General features: G+C 59.0%; 19 protein-coding genes and 1 pseudogene. 11 read left to right on the forward strand and 9 right to left on the reverse strand.

The genetic code is table 11. The features are described from left to right. The first annotated feature begins 66 nt into the window (after positions 1–66). From DW123_RS03830 to DW123_RS03850, 5 genes are all read left to right on the forward strand, one after another. On the forward strand, positions 67–1,257 hold the full coding sequence (locus tag DW123_RS03830) for an aldo/keto reductase (protein WP_118273474.1): 1,191 nt from the start codon (positions 67–69) through the stop codon (positions 1,255–1,257). A gap of 95 nt (positions 1,258–1,352) precedes the next feature. Beyond that, positions 1,353–2,222, forward strand: coding sequence for a deoxyribonuclease IV (locus tag DW123_RS03835; RefSeq protein WP_117735309.1), 870 nt, complete (start codon positions 1,353–1,355; stop codon positions 2,220–2,222). Between the two features lie 143 nt (positions 2,223–2,365). Continuing rightward, entirely contained in the window at positions 2,366–3,226 is an 861-nt protein-coding gene (locus DW123_RS03840; RefSeq protein ID WP_118273475.1) for an ABC transporter substrate-binding protein, read from the forward strand. Between the two features lie 167 nt (positions 3,227–3,393). Beyond that, a complete protein-coding gene (locus DW123_RS03845) occupies positions 3,394–4,704 on the forward strand; it encodes an ABC transporter permease subunit (RefSeq protein ID WP_118273476.1) in 1,311 nt (436 codons plus the stop codon). 12 nt (positions 4,705–4,716) lie between these two features. After that, positions 4,717–5,469, forward strand: a complete 753-nt coding sequence (locus DW123_RS03850) for an amino acid ABC transporter ATP-binding protein (RefSeq protein WP_117629740.1) — start codon at positions 4,717–4,719, stop codon at positions 5,467–5,469. 155 nt (positions 5,470–5,624) lie between these two features. On the opposite strand, the pseudogene DW123_RS03855 reads toward DW123_RS03850, so the two are convergent. Then, positions 5,625–5,723, reverse strand: a pseudogene (locus DW123_RS03855) (flavodoxin domain-containing protein); the annotation flags it as partial. Between the two features lie 46 nt (positions 5,724–5,769). Next, the gene (locus DW123_RS09850; protein WP_199570182.1) at positions 5,770–5,949 is read right to left on the reverse strand and encodes a DUF3793 family protein; all 180 of its coding nucleotides are present in this window, start codon (positions 5,947–5,949) and stop codon (positions 5,770–5,772) included. A 33-nt stretch (positions 5,950–5,982) separates the two neighbouring features. Between DW123_RS09850 and DW123_RS09855 the strand changes: the two genes are divergently transcribed. Further along, positions 5,983–6,252: a heavy-metal-associated domain-containing protein gene (locus tag DW123_RS09855; RefSeq protein WP_118273478.1), complete on the forward strand. Its 270-nt coding sequence runs from the start codon at positions 5,983–5,985 to the stop codon at positions 6,250–6,252. Positions 6,253–6,386: 134 nt separating this feature from the next. Here the strand turns inward: DW123_RS09855 and DW123_RS03870 are convergent, their stop codons facing one another. Beyond that, entirely contained in the window at positions 6,387–6,812 is a 426-nt protein-coding gene (locus tag DW123_RS03870) for a hypothetical protein (RefSeq protein ID WP_233540162.1), read from the reverse strand. Then, positions 6,805–8,310, reverse strand: a complete 1,506-nt coding sequence (locus tag DW123_RS03875) for a DNA repair protein (RefSeq protein WP_233502232.1) — start codon at positions 8,308–8,310, stop codon at positions 6,805–6,807. Before DW123_RS03875 ends, DW123_RS03870 begins: the two co-directional genes overlap by 8 nt. A 238-nt stretch (positions 8,311–8,548) precedes the next feature. Between DW123_RS03875 and DW123_RS03880 the strand changes: the two genes are divergently transcribed. Both DW123_RS03880 and pgi read left to right on the forward strand, forming a co-directional pair. Further along, entirely contained in the window at positions 8,549–9,073 is a 525-nt protein-coding gene (locus tag DW123_RS03880; protein WP_233540166.1) for an iron-containing alcohol dehydrogenase, read from the forward strand. Positions 9,074–9,272: 199 nt separating this feature from the next. Next, complete coding sequence (gene pgi / locus DW123_RS03885) at positions 9,273–10,967, forward strand: glucose-6-phosphate isomerase (protein WP_117763779.1); 1,695 nt, start codon at positions 9,273–9,275, stop codon at positions 10,965–10,967. 141 nt (positions 10,968–11,108) lie between these two features. Here the strand turns inward: pgi and DW123_RS03890 are convergent, their stop codons facing one another. From DW123_RS03890 to DW123_RS03900, 3 genes are all read right to left on the reverse strand, one after another. Next, entirely contained in the window at positions 11,109–12,413 is a 1,305-nt protein-coding gene (locus tag DW123_RS03890; RefSeq protein ID WP_117763778.1) for a VirD4-like conjugal transfer protein, CD1115 family, read from the reverse strand. Then, positions 12,406–13,023, reverse strand: a complete 618-nt coding sequence (locus DW123_RS03895) for an ATP-dependent Clp protease proteolytic subunit (RefSeq protein ID WP_117763777.1) — start codon at positions 13,021–13,023, stop codon at positions 12,406–12,408. Before DW123_RS03895 ends, DW123_RS03890 begins: the two co-directional genes overlap by 8 nt. A gap of 63 nt (positions 13,024–13,086) precedes the next feature. Further along, the gene (locus DW123_RS03900) at positions 13,087–13,977 is read right to left on the reverse strand and encodes a hypothetical protein (RefSeq protein WP_118273480.1); all 891 of its coding nucleotides are present in this window, start codon (positions 13,975–13,977) and stop codon (positions 13,087–13,089) included. An 866-nt stretch (positions 13,978–14,843) separates the two neighbouring features. On the opposite strand from DW123_RS03900, the gene deoC reads away from it, so the two are divergent. From deoC to DW123_RS03915, 3 genes are all read left to right on the forward strand, one after another. Next, positions 14,844–15,518 carry a deoxyribose-phosphate aldolase gene (gene deoC, locus DW123_RS03905; RefSeq protein ID WP_117743505.1) on the forward strand — a complete coding sequence of 225 codons (675 nt, stop codon included), beginning with the start codon at positions 14,844–14,846 and terminating at the stop codon, positions 15,516–15,518. 149 nt (positions 15,519–15,667) lie between these two features. Then, positions 15,668–16,510, forward strand: a complete 843-nt coding sequence (locus DW123_RS03910) for a Cof-type HAD-IIB family hydrolase (protein ID WP_118405612.1) — start codon at positions 15,668–15,670, stop codon at positions 16,508–16,510. A gap of 64 nt (positions 16,511–16,574) precedes the next feature. Then, on the forward strand, positions 16,575–17,234 hold the full coding sequence (locus DW123_RS03915) for an HAD family hydrolase (protein WP_369831507.1): 660 nt from the start codon (positions 16,575–16,577) through the stop codon (positions 17,232–17,234). A 263-nt stretch (positions 17,235–17,497) separates the two neighbouring features. Here the strand turns inward: DW123_RS03915 and DW123_RS03920 are convergent, their stop codons facing one another. Together DW123_RS03920 and DW123_RS03925 are read right to left on the reverse strand one after the other, a co-directional pair. After that, positions 17,498–18,280 carry a TatD family hydrolase gene (locus DW123_RS03920; RefSeq protein WP_117743502.1) on the reverse strand — a complete coding sequence of 261 codons (783 nt, stop codon included), beginning with the start codon at positions 18,278–18,280 and terminating at the stop codon, positions 17,498–17,500. A gap of 13 nt (positions 18,281–18,293) precedes the next feature. Then, complete coding sequence (locus tag DW123_RS03925; RefSeq protein WP_118273482.1) at positions 18,294–19,091, reverse strand: ThiF family adenylyltransferase; 798 nt, start codon at positions 19,089–19,091, stop codon at positions 18,294–18,296. Positions 19,092–19,101: the final 10 nt, after the last annotated feature.

Here is a 19,101-nt window from a genome sequence, read left to right on the forward strand (position 1 = left end):
GATGTGTTTCGATGACGTGACGGGTTTGTTTCGCCTTGTCAGGACTTCGATGGGAGGGGAGGGGCCGTGCAATATCGCGTTGACCCCAAAAGCGGCAACCGTATCTCGGCGTTGGGACTGGGCTGCATGAGGTTTCCCGGTGCGCCGGGACGCCCGGATGCGAAGACCGCCGACGCCATCATCTCCCGTGCGGTGGAGCAGGGGATTAACTACCTGGACACGGCCTATCTCTATCCCGGCAACGAGGCTTGTGTGGGCGCTTCGCTTGAGCGCCTAGGCCTACGCGACCAGGTTTTGCTCGCGACCAAGCTGCCGCATGCTTCGTGCAAATGCGCGGAGGATTTCGACCGGTTCTTCGACGAGCAACTGCGCCGCCTGCGGACCGAACATATCGACTATTACCTCATGCACAACATTACCTCGCCCGCCCAGTGGGAACGTGTGGTGGCGTTGGGCATCGAGGACTGGATCGCGCGTCAAAAGGCGGCGGGGCGCATTCGCCAGATTGGTTTTTCGTACCACGGCAGCGCGGCGGACTTCCTTACGATGCTTGACGCATATGACTGGGATTTTTGCCAGATCCAGTACAACTATGCCGGCGAGTATTACCAAGCGGGAACGGCGGGACTCATGGCGGCTGCGGAGCGCGGGCTCGCGGTGTTTGTGATGGAGCCGCTGCTGGGCGGTCGTCTAGCGGGTAAACTGCCGCCGCGGGCCCGCGCCGTGCTCGATAGTGCCCGTGACCCGCATTTGCGCACTCCTGCCGCCTGGGGTCTTTCGTGGGTGTGGAATCATCCTCAGGTGACGATGCTGCTTTCGGGTATGACCGATACCGTGCAGGTGGATGAGAACGCAGTGTTGGCCGATCGGGCCCTGCCGGATTCGATGACAGCTACTCAGCTCGATGCCATCGCGCGCGTGCTGACGGAGTTTGAAAAATCGAACCGTGTGCCCTGCACGGGATGCGGCTACTGCATGCCGTGTCCCAAGGGTATCAACATTCCCGGCTGCTTTGCCGCCTACAACGCGAGCTATGCGCACAGCTGGTTTACGGGTCTATCGCAGTACTTTACGGCGAGCGCGGTGCGCACAAGCGAGCCCAAGTTGGTGAGCAATTGCGTCAAATGCGGCAAATGCGCGCGGCATTGTCCGCAGCACATCGATATCCCCGGGCGCTTGGACGCCGTACGCCGCCGTTTTCAGCCCGGCCCCGTGACGGCGGCGCTTAGGGCCTTCGGCAAAACGCGCTCCTCATGACCCTTTTATAACGTGCGGTGGAATACGGTCTGTTTGCGCCAAAATAAGGCATCAATAGACCGTATTTCACAGCAACTGATGAGGGGGAGCTGGGGATGCTGACGATCGGGTGTCACCTATCCACGACGAAGGGCTATCGGGCAATGGGGGAGACGGCGCTGTCCATTGGCGCCAATACCTTTGCATTCTTTACGCGCAACCCGCGCGGCGGCAAGGCGAAAGACCTTGACATGGATGACGTGGCAGCCCTGCGCGAGCTTATGGAGCAAAACGATTTTGGTCCGCTCGTGGCACACGCCCCGTATACCTATAACCCCTGTTCTGCCAAAGAGCGGGCGCGCGAGTTTGCCTTGGAGGCAATGGCCGAGGACTTGCAGCGCCTGGAAGCGCTGCCCGGCAACTACTACAACTTCCACCCCGGCGCGCATGTGGGGCAGGGGACTGATGCCGGCATTCAGATGATCGTCGACACCTTGTGTCAGGTGATGTTTGAGGGGCAGCAGACGACGGTGCTGCTCGAGACCATGGCGGGAAAGGGTACCGAGGTGGGCCGTAGCTTTGAGGAGCTGGCGCTCATCATCCAGGGCGTTGCCGGCAAACGCCCCGAGCTGTCGGTCAAGTTGGGCGTTTGCCTAGACACCTGCCATGTGAGCGATGCCGGCTACGACATCATCCATGATCTGGACGGCGTACTCGACGAGTTCGACCGCGTGGTGGGTATCGACCGCTTGCGTGCCGTACACATCAACGATTCGAAGAACCCCTGTGGCGCCCATAAAGATCGTCACGAGTGCATCGGTAAGGGCTACCTTGGTAGCGAGGAGCTTGGCGGCGGTATGCAGGTTATGCAGAATATTGTATCGAATGACCGTCTGCGTGCGTTGCCTTTCATTTTGGAGACACCGAACGAACTTGCAGGTTATGCGGCTGAAATAAAACTCTTAAGGTCTTTGCGCAGTAATTAACAGCCACAAAGTGGGTGTTTCATTCACGTTATGGGCTTGTTTCAATCAGTTTTCTCATTGCAGATTCCTACAAGCGGGTGCATAATAGCCAACAGTTTTTGCAGACCTCTGAATCAAACGGGGTCACTGGAAGGAGACTGATTATGAAGCTCAAGAAGCTTGGCGCGTTTGCAGCCACGGGCGCCATGGCGCTCGCTCTTGCACTGACGGGCTGTGGTTCGTCCAACGCCACCTCTGGTTCCGATGCCGGTTCCAGCAGCCCTGACAACGCGAAGGTCGAGAAGGTCGACGGCTCCAAGGAGTATGCGCTCGTCAAGGACGGCACGCTGACCGTCGGCACCTCTGCCGAATACGCTCCGTTTGAGTATAAGGACGACAACGGCGACTATCAGGGCTTTGACCTTGAGCTCATCAAGGCTATCGCCGACAAGCTGGGCCTGGATGTCGAGTACGTCAACAACGACTTCGACACGCTGGTTCCGGGTGTCGCTTCGGGCGCCAAGTATGACGTCTCCATCGCGGCTATCACCAACACGCCCGAGCGTGAGAAGGAAGTCGCTTTCTCCGACTCCTACTACATGGATGACCAGGCTATCGTGACCAAGGTCGATAACACCGACATCACGGCTGACAATTACAGCGAGAAGCTCAATAACGCCGACGCTACGATTATCGTCCAGTCCGGCTCGACCGCCGAGGCCTTTGCCCAGGAGAACTTCCCCAAGGCCAAGATTGTTCCCTACAAGGACGCCACCGAGTGCTTCAGCGCCCTGCAGTCTGATAAGGGCGATGCCGTAGTCACCAACCGCTCCGTCGCCAGCCAGCTGACCGCCGAGCAGTTCAACACCTGCCAGACCATCAAGCAGATCAGCACTGGCGAGGAGTACGCCATCGCCGTCAATCAGGGCAACACCAAGCTCAAGGACGACATCAACCAGGCCATCAAGGACCTGACCGATGACGGTACCGTTGACGCTCTCATGGCTAAGTACAACATCAAGTAAATTAATGCTTGATTGCGTGCGGGCCCTTTCCGTTTTGCGGAGAGGGCCTTTGCGCTTCTCTCGACGGAGAGCGTTTCCGTCTTGTTTTGCAGGCAACTTCTACGATAGGAGCCACCTTGTCTCGATTGAACAAAGGGACCGCGGAGCAGCGTTCTCCACGGTCCGCCTTGCTCCAAAAGCTAGCCTGCGCCATGGCCGTGGCGCTCGCGCTGGTGTGTGCGGGGGCATATGCACCCTCGACCGCCCAGGCGCTTGAGACCGCAAAGATCACTGCCCGACCCAACACCGGCTCGGGCAGCGATGTGGTCGGCGGCACCGAGACACGCATTACCTGGGAAGTTCAGGCCGATGCCGACGAGGAGCTGAGCGGTCTTTCGCTGACGTTTGTCGACGGCACGACGTTTGGTACCGATGACACGCGATTGACGATGCTCTCGGGCGAGGACCTCATGGATCGCACACCCATGAAGCCCACGTGCACGGCTGATGGCCAGACGCTCAAGATCGACTTTGGCGAGACGGCGCCTGCCGGCGGCTTTTTCCGTGTCGAGGTGTACGGCGTGACCTTCCCCGTCGAAGGCGGCGACGAGGCCTTTAGCGGCACCTATACGCTCGCCGACAGTTCGACCAAGAAGATTTCCAAGATTCCTTCCGTCGAGATTAAGGGCGTGACGGCCTTCGATAACTTCCAGGCCGATCTTAAGGAACAGCCGTGGGTCGAGGCTTGGAATTCCAATATGTTCCTGCGCCTGTTCTTGAACCCGGTCATTTTGGTCCAGAGCCTGCCGGTCGTATTTAAGGGCTTCCTTATGTCGCTCTCGATCGTGCTTGTGGCGTTTCCGCTGGCAATCCCCTTTGGCTTCGCCTTGTCGCTCATGCGCATCTCCAAGTCGCGCATCCTGCGCTGTCTTGCCGGCATCTACGTGAATATCATCCGTGGTACGCCGGCGTTCCTGCAGATCTATATCGCGTTCTTTGGCCTGCCACTTGCCGGCGTCAAGGTGGACGACTACGTCTTGGGCGTTATCGTCATGGCCATGAACTCGTCTGCGTACCTGTGCGAGATCTTCCGTGCCGGTATTCAGTCGATTCCCAAGGGCCAAAACGAGGCTGCCCGCTCGCTGGGCATGAATGCCTTCCAGACGTTGCTCTACGTTATGATTCCGCAGACGTTCCGCAATGTCCTGCCTACGCTGACCAGCGAGTTTATCCTGCTTTACAAGGATACGTCACTGCTCGCCGCCGTGGGCGTGGTCGAGATCGTCATGAATGCCCGCACCATCGTGGCGACGACGGGCTCCATCACGCCGTATGTGGTTGCCGCTCTGTTCTATCTGGTCATTACCCTGCCGCTTGCGCGCTTGGTGAGCGGTCTTGAGGCGAGGCTTCTGGGGACGGCCGAAACCAAAAAGAAGCGTCCCACCAAGAGCGCCGGACAGGTTGTCGCGACACCCGCCGATCATATTGCAGGTCTGTAAGGAGGTTCTATTATGAGCGAAACCAATAACTCGAACGAGGTCGTCGTCAGCATCAAGAATCTCCAGAAGGCCTTTGGCGATAACGTGGTCCTGCGCGACATCGATCTGGATGTGCACAAGGGCGAGGTCGTCGTGGTCCTGGGCCCCTCGGGCTCGGGTAAGTCGACGATGCTTCGCTGCATCAATCGCCTGGAGCATCCCACGAGCGGCTCGATTGTCGTTGAGGGCGTGGATGTGTGTGCCAAGGGCGTCGACCTCAATAAGGTACGCACGCACTTGGGCATGGTGTTTCAGCAGTTCAATCTGTTCCCGCACCTGTCGGTCAAAAAGAACGTCATGCTTGCGCAGCAAAAGGTGCTCAAGCGCAGTAAGGAAGAGGCCGAGAAGATCGCCATCGAGGAGTTGACCAAGGTCGGTCTTGCCGAGCGCATCGACTTTATGCCGAGCCAGCTTTCGGGCGGCCAGCAGCAGCGCGTGGCGATCGCCCGCGCCCTGTCGATGAACCCGCACGTGATGCTCTTTGACGAGGCTACGTCGGCGCTTGACCCCGAGCTCGTCCGCGACGTCCTTGGCGTCATGCGCGATCTTGCGCGTGACGGCATGACGATGATCGTGGTGACGCACGAGATGGGCTTTGCCCGCGACGTCGCCGACCGCGTCGTCTTTATGGACGGCGGCGTTATCGTGGAGGAGGGCACGCCGAGCGAGGTCTTCGACCATCCCAAGAGCGAGCGCACTAAGGCGTTTTTGGGCAATATCTCGTAGCTGTTTTATGTGGCTGACATAGCAGAAAACGGGGCTGGATCTGGATCCAGCCCCGTTTTTGTTGGGATGCGAATGTGTTTTGGTGCAGAGCCGCGTATGGGCGGAGCTTATCGCCGTTAGGCGAGCTCGGCTCCAAGGGCGCGACAGGTGGCCTCTGCCTCGGCGCCGGCTGACGCCGCGCCCTCGGCAACGAGGTTTGCCATGGCTTCGGTGTTGCCTGTGCCGCTCCAGTAGACGACTGCGATCTTACTCATATGTTTTCCTTTCGGTTGTGCGGCGTGCGGCCGCGGTTTGTATGTTCTATCGGGTTGCCTGGGCAAGTTTTGCGAGGCTGTGGCCATGCTGATAGATATGGGTGAGGCGCTGCGTGCAAGCGCGGTAGGATTCGAACGTCGCAAGCGCTTGCCCGACATTTGTGTAGACCTTCCAGGCTCCAAAGACCTTGTAGTTCTCGCCATGCTGGACGATAAACTCGTGCACGTCGTCGTAGGGATATCCCAGGAAATAACCAATATGGAGGATTTGCTCAACCCTGCAAACATCATTGTGCTTGCCGTAATTGCCGCCGGCTTATTTTTTGGATTCCGGCGTATTGTCGCATCGACGCATGGCACATGCTGTTGCGGCGATGGGGCGGGCAGAAAGAAGGTCAAGAGGGTCGCGGTCGCGGACACCGATGTGTCTCACTACCCCTATAGCGATGAACTGCTTATTGGCGGTATGAGCTGCGGCGGCTGCGCGCAAAATGTGACGAACGCCCTCAACGCTCTCGATGGCATTTGAGCCACAGTGACGTATACAGACCACACGGCGTACATCCGCTCTAAAAACCCGATCGATCGTGAGGTGCTTGAGGCTGCCGTGAAGGATGCGGGCTATTACGTCATGGAGCCGTAGGGCCGGGCGTACGCTTGCGCTTAGGCTCGACCGCGCAGCTCGATGTCTTGGATATCGTCGAAGCCGATGGCGATGTCTCGGAGTTTGAGCAGCTTGAATGCGGGGAGCACTTCATCGAGAATGCCGGTACGGCTACGATAACCGTACGTATCGTAATAGGTGACGCGAACCAAGTCGCCGCGTTTGAGGCCCTCGAGCTTTTTCGAAAGCTCGAGGGCTTTTTCTTCCGTGAGTTCGCATTTGGGCTCGACAGTGATTTCTTGCTTGCGTACGAGCTCGTAGTATCCCGTGAGAGCGGCGAAGGGCATAAACTGCGCGGCGCGCCCGGCGCGAACGGCGCCGTTGGCGGTGAGTTTGGGGTCGGCGGAACGACGTCTTCCCTCGGGGTCCGCCAGGCGCTCAAATGGTGTCGGCGGCCGCATCGGTTGTTGTTGGGGCTTAGGCACGATGTCCTCCTACCTGATCGTTGCGCTCGCGTGCGGTGGCGCCGGCGGTAAAGCTCAATCCTTTGACCAGGGCGTTCTTGCCGTACTTGCCTTTCACGGCCAACACGGCGCGCGCCAGATCGCGTTCGCGCTCGTCGGCCTCGACGTCGCTGAACAGATCGACGGTAGCGAATTCCTCGGGCATGAGATTGCCAAAGCCCAGGTTGATGCGCTTGATCGGTCGTTTGGGGTCGACAGTCTGCGCCCAGAGCTCATCGAAGTAACCCATGATCTTCTTAAATGAATTGGTGCGCTCGGGCAGTTTTCGCGAGGCGTTGGAGTGCGCGAAGAGTGCGGCATAGCCACCGCGCGGTTTGCCGCCGTGTTCCCCCACAAAGATGCCGTCGATTGCCTGCGCCTCGCGCACCAGGCGACGCCGTTCGTCATCGCGCTGGACGGGCTTGGGCGCACGGGGCGCGAGTTCTGGGCCGGCGGTCGCGGTAGGCTCGATACCTGACGTGCTCGAGCGCAGGTGTCCGCATCCGTCTACATATTGCGCCGTGCCGCTGGCATCGAGTCGGCGTATGTCGGCTCGCTCGCTCGCGTAGCCCACGAAGAGCGAGATGCTGTCACACACCACGTGCTTATCGACCAAGTCCAGTACGGCGTTGTCGACCATCTCGCGCAAGACGGTGTAGGCCTGCTCGTAGGCATAGCCCTTTGAGAGCACCTGTCCTGTGGTGGTTGAGGTTGCCTGCGGGCGATAGGCTTGGATATCGGCGATGGTTGTCGGCTCGCGCCCGAAGGCGTGGTCGATGAGATACTCGGCATTGACGCCGAGTTCATCGTAAAGCAGGTTTTCGTCGAGCGCGGCTACGCCCATCAGGTCGTAGACGCCGTACTTTTCGAGCCGGGCCGCCACACCGGGGCCGATACCCCAGATATCGGTGATGGGTCGATGCGGCCAGATCTCCTTGCGAAAGGTTTCGTTATCGAGTATGCCGATGCGGCTGGGTACGTGCTTTGCGGTAATATCGAGCGCCACCTTAGCCTGGAATAGGTTGGGGCCGATACCGACGGTGGCCGTGATGCCGGTGCGCGCGAGGACCTCGTCGCGCAACATGCAGGCGAACCCTTCGGCATCGGTGTGGTAGAGGTCTAGATAGGGCGTCACGTCGATAAAGCACTCGTCGATTGAATAGACGTGAATGTCTTGCGGGCTCACGTATTCCAGATAGATGCCGTAGATTTTCGCCGACACCTCCATGTAGTGCTGCATGCGCGGTACGGCCTTGATGTAGTCGATGCCGTCGGGAATCTCGAACAGACGGCAGCGGTTGTGTATCCCGAGGTCTTTCATGGCCTGCGTGATGGCAAGACAGATGGTCGTGCGTCCGCGCGATTCGTCGGCAACGACCAGGCACGTGGTGAGTGGGTCGAGCCCGCGGTCGACACACTCGACGCTGGCGTAGAACGTCTTAAGGTCGATGCAGATATAGGTATGCTGCTCGTGCTCCACGCGTGCCCTCCCATCAAACACATGTTCTTATCGAATACCTGTTCGATAATACCTGCTTGCGCGGACATCGTCAAAACCTGCCAAAAAGGGACTGGTTTGTTTTGGTAGGTATGGTCGTGCGGCTGCATCGGGTTTTTAACGCGGCTCTAAAGAGTGCGAAACAGCTCGGAAAACCTCGCTTCGTAGCATGGGCCTAACGATTGATACCGCCTATACGCACGGAGGGGTTGTGGGAAAGATGGTCAATTATGGGTTTGGTATGCCGACGCGCCTTGTTGCGGATGGAGACGTGGCTCGCTGGTGCGGACGATTGGTCGCTCACTACGGTGGCACCAAGGCGTTGGTCGTGCTGGGTGGCGACAAGCATACGCGCGATGAGCTTGTCTCGGCGGCACTCGGCTCGCTTGATCGAGCTCTGCTCGAGCGCGTGCTTTTCCGCTGCGGCTCGGTTGAGGGCGACGGGGGAGACGAGCCGATCGACGAAGCCGTGGCCCTGGCGACCGACGAAGGCGTGGACTTTGTCTTGGCGATTGGCGATGCCGATACTGCCGGCTTTGCACGCGAACTCGCCCGTCGCATGGCGACGCTCGATGCCGGCGAAGACGGCTTTGTGCCTTATGGATGCATTGTCTCGGAGGGCAAGGTGCCTGCTGTCGTGGGCACCGGTGAGGTTCCGGTTTTTGCCATTATCGCGCCCGAACTGCTGGAGGGCATTGGGTCTCCTCTGCGTGAGTTGCTCGGTAGCGTCTGCGCCGCGGCCTAATATTTGCCAGGAAGGAACAGGTTAATTTTGGTAGGTAAAGCGTTTGACCTGCCAAAATAAACCTGTCCCTATTTGGTCGGTTGCCGTTTGGGGGCCGATTGGCAACGCTCGCTGATTGTAGTCTTGACCTGCGTTAGAATAGTGGAATCTGAATGTCCGGGCGCATGGAGGCGTGCGCCCGTATGCCGAGGAGGACTTTATGGCAACTGTTGCCGCACCTATCGATGCTACGTCGACTGACGCTTGGAAGGCGCTCGAGGCTCATCAGGAGAAGCTCGAGGCCGAGGGTATCGACCTCAAGGCCTGGTTCGCCGCCGATCCCGAGCGTGTGAACAAGCTGAGCTTTGACGCCGGTGACCTGCACTTCGACCTGTCTAAGAACCTGGTGACCGACGAGACCGTCAAGCTCCTGTGCGACCTTGCCCGCGAGGTGAAACTCGAGGAGCGCCGTGACGCCATGTTCTCCGGCGAGCACATCAACACCACCGAGGACCGTGCCGTCCTGCATACCGCGCTGCGCCGCCCGGCCAGCGAGAAGGGCCAGCTCATCGTCGACGGCCAGGACGTTGTCGCCGACGTGCACGAGGTCCTTGACCGCATGTATGCCTTCGCCGAGCGCGTGCGCTCCGGTGGGTGGAAAGGCGTTACCGGCAAGAAGATCGAGCACCTGGTGTCCATCGGCATCGGCGGCTCCGATCTGGGTCCGGTCATGGCTTACGAGGCCCTGCGTCCCTATGCCGACGCCGGTATCGATTGCCGCTATATCTCCAACATCGACCCCAACGACCAGGCCGAGAAGCTCAAGGGCCTCGATCCCGAGACCACGCTCGTGATCATCGTCTCCAAGACCTTCACCACGCTCGAGACCCTCACCAACGCCCGCGAGGTCAAGACCTGGATGCTCGAGCAGCTCAAGGCTCAGGGCGCCATCGATGGTTCCAATGAACAGAACGCCGAGGCCGTGGCAAAGCACTTCGTCGCCGTTTCCACCGCACTCGAGAAGGTTGAGGCCTTCGGTATCGACCCGGCCAACGCCTTTGGCTTCTGGAACTGGGTCGGCGGCCGCTATTCCGTTGACTCCGCCGTGGGCCTGTCGCTGATCGTCGTGCTCGGCCCCGAGCGTTTCCAGCAGTTCCTCGAGGGCTTCCACGCCATCGACGAGTACTTCTGCAACACCCCGCTCGAGAACAACGCCGTCGCGCTGATGGGCCTGCTCAACGTCTGGTACGTTAACTTCTTTGGTTCCAAGAGCCACGCCGTGCTTCCGTACTGCCAGTACCTGCACCGTTTCCCGGCCTACCTGCAGCAGCTCACTATGGAGTCCAACGGCAAGCATGTCCGCTGGGACGGCAGCGCCGTGACCTCCGACACCGGTGAGATCTTCTGGGGCGAGCCCGGCACCAACGGCCAGCATGCCTTCTACCAGCTGCTGCACCAGGGCACCGTGGTGGTCCCGGCCGACTTCATTGCCTTCGCCAACACTGCCAACCCCGCAACCGACAGCGGTCAGGATGTCCACGAGCTGTTCCTGGGCAACTTCTTGGCCCAGACCAAGGCGCTCGCCTTTGGCAAGACGGCCGACGAGGTGCGCGCCGAGGGCACGCCCGAGCAGATCGTTCCGGCTCGCTGCTTTGAGGGCAATCGCCCGACGACCTCGATCTTCGGCGATACGCTGACCCCGTTCGCACTCGGCGAGCTCATCGCCCTGTACGAGCACATCACGTTTGTCGAGGGCACGGTCTGGGGTATCGACTCCTACGACCAGTGGGGCGTCGAGCTGGGCAAGCAGCTTGCCAAGCAGATCACTCCGGCCTTCCATGACGACGCCGCCAAGGCCGAGCAGGACGCTTCGACCCAGGCGCTCATCGAGTTCTATCGCGCGCATCGCAAGTAGTCGCTGCTGTTAACGCATCGCGTCTTATAGTCAGGGGCCCGTATCCTATCGGATGCTGGCCCCTTTGCTTTGCCGTGGTCCCGGGGCGCACGGCCTTTGTGGAACATCGCCGGGGCGCCGCGCGCCGCGAGAACCCTGCGCCTAGATCTCGGCCTCCGCATGGCCTCGCTGCGCCTCGGGCAGCTCCCCGTAGAGCGGATGGTCTTCGAGCCTAAAGCGCTCGACCTGTTCGGGAGTGCGACCGCGTACAAAGAGCCACGAGCGATCAATCGGCGTCGCCATGAGCGTGCTGGGCAGCGCGTCGGCGCGGTCGGAAAACGCCCGGGCACTCTCGGGATCCTGGAACGCCAGCACCAGATGCGTGTCGCAGTTGCCCATGATGGAGCGTGCGCGTGCCTCGCCATAGAGCGCATCGAGCTGGTTGGTCGACTGCAGCAGCAGCGTTGCCCAGATGTTGCGGCTTCGGATAATCGAGAGCACGTTGTCGATCTGGGGGATCTGCAGATTTGCGAAGTCATCGAGCATAAAGCGCACGGGCACGGGCAGGCTGCCGTCGGGCTGCCTATCGGCCTCACGAATGAGGCCCATAAACGCCTGCGAAATAAAGAGGCCGGTCAGCGGATCGAGATTGCGGTCAATATCGCTCACGGTTACAAACAGGGCGCAGGGGGTGTGTCCCATGGAAGCGAAGTCCACCTGGTGGCACTCACGATAGAGCTGTGCCGCACCGTCGAATCCCAGACACATGACCTTTTCGGCAAGGATGCCGACGATGCTTGCGTGCATGCGCTCGGCATTTTGCGTAATGGCGTAGCGCCGCCATAGCGAGAGGGCATAGCTTTGGGGGTCGGTCGTGATCAGGTCGTCAAACAATCGACCCGTGGCACCGTCCTGCAGGTGCTCGATCAGCTTGATGACCGAGCTGATCGTCTGCTCCTCGGCGGGTAGCTGTTCGGTGACGTAGGCGATAAGACACGACAGCAGGTTTGCCGCCGCATGATCCCAAAAAGGCTGGTTGTTGTCCTCGATGGGGCAGATGGCCTTTGCCACCGAGAGGATGTCCTGCTGGTTGGGCCTGCCGTCCGCCTTGCGGCGAATGTGCCTTAGGGGGTTGTAGCCGCAGCGCTCGATGCCGCATGCAAGGACCGGGACGGTGTTGAGGTCGGCGAAGTTGAGACATTGCACGCGGTAACCGTGGGCTGCCAGCACGGGTCCCACTTCGCGACAGAGCGTGCCTTTGGTGTCGAGCACGATGTAGCTTGCGTTCATTTGCAGCAGGTTGGGCTTGAGGACGTTTCGGGTCTTGCCGGCTCCCGAGGGGCCGATCACAAGTGCATTGTTGTTGAGTCCCGTTTGGCGGGTGTCGCAGGAAAGCGTTCGATCCTTGGCGAGGATGGTGGACGATGCGGACTCAGATGCGGCGAGGCGGCTGGCGAGGTTAGACATGGGCGACCTCCTTGGTGGTCGAGAGGATTTCGTGGGCAAAGCCGAGTTCGACGGCGCGCTCGGCCGAAAGGTAGGTGTCTTTTGCAGTGAGGGACTGGATACGCTTGGGCGTGAGACCGCTGCGGTCCGAGAGGATTTGCGTGAGGGTCTTGCGGGTCTGCATGAGACGCCGGCTGGTTTCCTGCAGCGCAAGTGCCGAGCCGCCTGCCCCCTGGGGGATCAGCGGGTCGTGAATCATGAGCTCCGCATGGGGCGCCATACGGCGATCGTCGCCGCCCATAAAGATCACGGCGCCCATGGACGCGGCGAATTCCAGACAGACGGTGCGGATGGGGCACGATGCGAGGCGCATGGCGTCATAGATAGCAAGACCCGATCGAACGCTTCCCCCGGTGCTGGCGACAAATATGGTGATGGGACGGCTGGGGTCGGTGGCATCGAGCAGGCGGATTTGCTGGCACAGGTCGTGGGCCATCGGGGTTTCGATGTTTCCCATGACGGAGAGCTCGCGACGGGCGAGCATCTCATCGTAAATGCTGGTGAGCGTGATACCTCGGGCGGATTCACGCATGGTGAGGGGACTGATGACGGGGGAATGATTGGTGTCCATGGGGACTCCTTTCTGTTGGTGGTGTTGTGGAATAGGGCCGCTGCCCGCGGAGGGGCTGGCGGGCTACAGGGTTCGTCCGAGCCTAAGATCGAGCTCGGTTGCGGGGCAGACTGCCTGTCCGTGCGGCTCGCAAGCGCCAAGGGCTCCAAAGCGATAGAGCGTTGCGACGGGCGTGGTGTAGGCGAGCTGCAGCTGATGCTCGACGGGGGTGCATCCGTCATTTTTGTAATGAGCCGCGTAGTACTGCGCGATGCTGGCGTTCATCTCGCTGCCATTGCGATGACGCTCAAACTGGCGTCTGCAGGTCTCGATGATCTTTGCTACCGACTTGGGTGCCGTCGCGGGAACAAGGGCGAGATAGCCCTCAAATAGCTCGTTGATGCTCAGGAGGCACAGCAGGTCGATCAGCGTCCTTATGGCTGCTCCCTCGGCGGAAAAGTGCGCGGTCATGCGGTTATATCGGTTGCGGTCGACGACGGCCGCATGGGGTCTTGGAGTTTTCTGCCCCGCGGTGCCGGGCTTTTGCCGTACCTGTGTATTGAGCTCGACGTTGCAGCGCTTGAGGCCGTCCAACGGAAGGAACAGTGCGGTGCGCAGGGTGTTCCGCTTGCTTTCGAGTTCATGACGCTCGTCGGGTTCCCATTCGAGCTTGAGTTTCGTGTCGAGCGCCGTAAGCATATGGGCTAGGCAGCCTACGGTAAGAACGTACGAATCGTTGTCGCGTTTTGGGGCATAGGGGTCTGTCAGCTTGCGAATGTCGGGGTCGCCCATGATCTTTGTGCAGCGCTTCAGCAGTTGAGGGTGGTCGGCCAAGATCGTCGCGAGCGGTAGCGACGCGTAGTTCTTGATGGTCGCGGCGGCAAAGGCGGCGTCATATTCGTTTGCATATGCTCGCTCAATGCGGGCATCCAGAATGCTTTTCTTATCGCCGCCTTCGGCGTGGTGGTTTGTCATAGCTTCTCCAATCGGTTGATGTTCGTGCTGTTTGTTGATGTGTTGGTTGTCGTGAGTGATGTGCTTGCCGTGGGTGATGTGCTGACGTTGGGGTGCTATGCGGTTTTCAATGAGCCCGTGAGGCAGTTGCTGCAGGGGCGGGATGGAACGGCCCACGCAAGGCGGAAGGCATCGTGCTCAAAATCGAGACAGCAATGCCCTGGGTGCCTCACATGTGGCAGTTACCTCATTAAGTTGTCATTGCGTTCGGGGCTGTACTTTGCCGATCTTCTTTCTCTTACACGATAAAAACTGAAACTTCATATGCTCGATCTACTTAAAACCGCAACGGCGGTCTTTTATCAACTTATATGTCGGAACGTGTCTTTGCAAGTACTTTTTTGCGTTTGTTTCAAATGGGGTGGTTTTGCAACCGTCACGCGCGCGCTGTGCGAACGTGCCCCGGCTCGGATAAGATAGTGCGATCGAGTTCTACCGCGCTCACCGCAAGTAGTCTTTGTTGCTGAGATAGGTCATGGCCGAAAGGGGCCCGTATCCGTTGGGATACGGGCCCCTTTTCTGTTGTCGGCCAGATACGATGGGTCGCGTGACGTCGTCAGAGGTCGAATTCGACCGCTAACGACGCTGTGCAGCCCATCATTTCTGGTCGCAAACAGTAAAGGGGCATGAGGGTGTATTGAGGGGGGATGTCTTGCTGTCGGCATCCGCATGCGGCGCCATTCGCTTTCCGTAGATATACTTCTACAGCTAATTTCATACCGCTTGCCGGAATGCGGACGCTGTCCTTGCGTATCGGGCGTACATTGGACGTGGTATTTCGCGTGAAACCACAAATCGGTTGTCGGTCCTGAACAAGGAGGCCCAGCATGACGCTTGCCAAACCCATCAATAAATACATCGACTATATCGACGCTCCCGAGGACACATTTGAGCAGTATGTCGAGAAGGCGCTAAAGTACAACTTCCGTTGTGTATTTGCGAACCTGCAGGAGTACGAGACGGGTCGCGCAATGCTCGAGGGCTCTGACATTATCCTTGCCGGTGCTATCGACTTTCCCCAGGGCACTATGACGCTTGAGGAGAAGCTTGCGAGGTTTGAGGAATACGCTGCGTGCGGCTTTACCGAGATTGACTACGTTTTGAATCAGGAGTCGGTCGAGAACCGCGATTTTGATGCCATCGAGCGCGAGATGACTGCCATTGCTGATTTTTGTCGCGCGCATGGCATCACTGAGAAGGTGATCGTCGAGATGTGCAAGCTGGACGGCGACGATGCCGCCAAGCACCGTGTGTGTGAGATTGCGCTGGAGGCTAAGCCGGGATTCCTTAAGACATCGACTGGTAGAAGCTTTGGCGGCGCTAAGCTCGAGGACGTGCGGCTGATGCACGAGGTGCTCGGCGATTCTGTGGCAATCAAGGCGGCGGGCGGTATTCATAATTACGAAGAGGCTTGCGCATTCATCGAGGCCGGCGCTAGCGCGTTGGGTGCATCGGCGGGCATTGCGATCGTCGAGGGTGCACCGACGGAGGAGCGTCGTTAGCAGGCGTATTTGACCTGAGCGATAAAGCTTCACGACCACGCGTCGTTCATGTTCGGGACAATATGACTTTTTACCCGTTGCAGACAGAGCTGCCGTGGGCGTTCTGTATGATGGCTCAGATAAGGTTGTTCAATGACAGGGAGGCACATATGGCAATTAAAGCCATCGCAATGGATATCGACGGTACGCTTACCAACGATAAGAAGGTGATCAGCCCGCGTACGCGCGAGAAGCTGCTTGCGGCGCAGGAGTCGGGCATTAAGCTCATTTTGGCTTCGGGCCGTCCCGCATGGGGGCTGCACGCCTTGGCGCAGGAGCTCGACCTCCAAAACCATGACGGTCTGCTAGTTGCCTTTAACGGCGCGCATGTGGTCGACGCTCAGACCGACGAGGTACTGTTCGATCAGGCCATGCCGGTCGACGAATTGCATCGCCTAATTGACCATCTTCGCAGCTTTGACGTGATCCCTATGATTTCGCTCGGGCGTGACCTGCATGTAGAGGACTCGTATCGCTGCATGATTACGCTGCCGGACGGCTCGCAGAAGAATATCGTCAAATACGAGCGCGACGCCTGCGATCTTAAGATTCGCGAAGTCGAGAGCCTTCATGAGGTGGCGGATGCCTATCCGGTGGACAAGCTACTCACCGCGGGCGATCCGGCCTATCTGCAGGCGCATCACGAGGAGATGTACGCGCCCTTTACCCAGACGCTGTCGGGTATGTTTACGGCTGACTGGTACTTTGAATATACGGCGCCCGGCATCGACAAGGCTCGTGCGCTCGAGGGTGCCCTGCCCAAGCTCGGCATCGATGCCAGCGAGGTCGTATCGTTTGGCGATGGCCAGAACGACAAGTCCATGATTGAGTGGGCCGGCACCGGTGTTGCCATGGGCAACGCCGTCGATGAGGTTAAGGCTGTAGCCCAGATGGTGACCGCCAATAACAACGAAGACGGTATTGCGGTAGCGCTGGATAAGCTGCTGGGTTAGAATCGCCGATTAATGCATGGTTCGGGCGCCTGCTCGCGGGCGTCCTTTTGTTAGGGAGGGTGCCGTGTCCGCATTTCCGTTCGACGCCGTTATCTTTGACATGGATGGCGTCATCGTCGATACCGAGTATTACTACCTGGGGGAGACTGCCGCGTTTGCCAAGGAGCTTGGGTTGAACCTGACCCAAGAGGAGCTGAACGGGCAGATTGGCACCTCGCATCAGTTCTTCCTGCATATGCTGGTCGATTGGTTTGAACGCGCCGGTAAAGGGCACTTCACTGGCGAGGAAGCGTTGGCCCGTTGGGACGAGTGGGCGCATAAGCGTCCGCGTGACTACCAGGCTTTGATTAACCCGGGCGCTGTGGATACGATTCGAGAGTTGCCGCGCCGCGGCGTTCGCGTGGCGCTGGCGAGTTCGTCTCCCATGGACAGCATCGAGGAAGTGCTCGATGCATGCGGGCTGTCGGATGCCTTTGAGTATGTGGTGAGCGGCGAACAGTTTAAGGAGAGCAAGCCCGAGCCCGACATCTACCTGCATGCGCTGGATCTGTTGGGGCTGCCTGCGGACCGTTGCTGCTGTGTTGAGGATTCCGTTCCGGGCATTACCGCGGGTAAGCGAGCCGGCCTGACGGTCATTGCCAAGCGCGAGGAGCGCTTTGGCTTTAGCCAGGATGCCGCGGACAAGATTATCGACCAGCTGCCGGAACTGCTCACGCTTTCTTAGGGGTCTGTTGGGGGCTTTCTAGGAGCGAGTGGGCAAAAAATGCCAAATATGAGTACTGTCACTATTTTGGCAACAGCAAAATCAAGCCTTTGAGGCCTTAGTTGAGTGTCTGGGGACGATTAAAACCTGTTAAATAGCACTCAAGCATGCTAAAAACACCTCGATAATGAACGGTTGTACATTATCGAGGTGTTGTTTTATCGCAAAATAATGTGACTAGCTTTGCAACAGTACTCATATTTGGCATTTTTTGCTCACCGGGATCAGCGGAAGTCAAATATGGAGCGCGAATTTCTTAAAACGGTCGATTCGACGCTCTCCTCGGCGCAGTTTTTAAGTTCGGCGATGCGCCGGGAGACGCTTTTTAGCGATGTGATGAGCTGCCGCGCGCTTGTATCTGCTTGCGGTTCGGCAGGAGCGTCGGTTTCGAGCAGCAGACAATCGAGTGGGATCTGTCTGGCATATTCGCGACCGCGCTTGGTGGCGAGCATGCGTTCGTTGACGGAGAAATAGCAGCCTGCATCGCTCGCGCGGACGAGTTCGTCCGAGGTACCGCTAAACCAGTGGAAGGTGATAACGGGGGAGTCGGGCCTTGGGGTGAGCAATCCGTGCGACTCGAGGACGTCCAGTACGGTTCCTGCCGAACGAACGGCGTGAATTGATATCACGCGCCCGGTAAGAGGATGATGCACAAGTGCATCGCAGAGCCGTTCAAGTGCCTGTATTTGTAACGGCTCGCTTCCAACAAAGCGTGCGGAAAAGTCGAGCCCGATCTCGCCGATAAAACGCTCTTGTGCAGCGACTTCGCAAAGTAGATTGATTTCGGCGGTTCCGCATCGGCCGTCGGCGAGCCACCAGGGATGGAGCCCTACGCCCGCGATGATGCTCGGGCGGTGACTGGCGCGTGTTTTTGCTGCCGCGAAGTCGCGTGGGTCGACGCCGCAGTCAAATAGACCCAGGCCCAGTGCCGTCGCCTCATCGGCAACGGTATCCGGGCAAGCCATCAAATCAAGATGACAGTGTGCATCAAACAGCTGCGGCTCCATCGCGGCATCCCTGCTAGTCCAAGCGCTGGCCGTCGGCGCGCACGCGCTCGGTGCCGCGTCCGCTGATCTGGCGGATAACCTCGCCGGCGATCATCTGGCCCATGATGGGCGGCATAAAGCTCGCGGTTCCCAGCTCGGTACGCTCGTGGATGTTGGAAGGGTCGCGAGGCTGTGTCTTAACCGATTCCTCGCAGCTAAACAACACGCGAAGGCTCTTGATGCCACGCTTTTTGCACTCTTTGCGCATGATGCGGCTCATAGGGTCGCGCACGGTGTCAAAAATGTCGGCAAAACGCAGGCATTCGGGGTGGAGCTTGTTGGCCCCGCCCATGGAGCTAACCAAATGAATGTCGTGGTCCTGAGCATATTTGGCAATGGTGAGCTTGGCCGAGATGGTGTCGATGGCGTCGACGACGTAGTCGAGCTTGCCGTCCGTCTGCTCCAAAACACTTGCGAAGAACTCATCGATGTTGTCGCTCAACAGGTATTCGGTACGTTTGATGACAGCGGCGGCGGGGTTGATGTCGTTGATCATGGCTTCCATTACATCCACTTTGCGCTTGCCGATGGTGCTGTGAAAGGCGATAGCCTGGCGGTTGATGTTGCTGGGCGCGATGATGTCCTTGTCCAAGATCACAAAATGACCGATGCCGCCACGGGCAAGTGCCTCGCAGCAGTTGGAGCCCACGCCGCCGCAGCCGAGCACCAGCACCGTGGCGCTGGCGAGTTTATCGAGCGCCTCGCGGCCCATGATGATCTCGAGCTTGGTGTCGCGTGTCTCGACGGGAGCTGCAGCTGCGGATTCGGTCATAGATATCCTC

Source organism: Collinsella sp. AM10-26 (assembly GCF_003472525.1).
Taxonomy (GTDB): Bacteria; Actinomycetota; Coriobacteriia; order Coriobacteriales; family Coriobacteriaceae; genus Collinsella.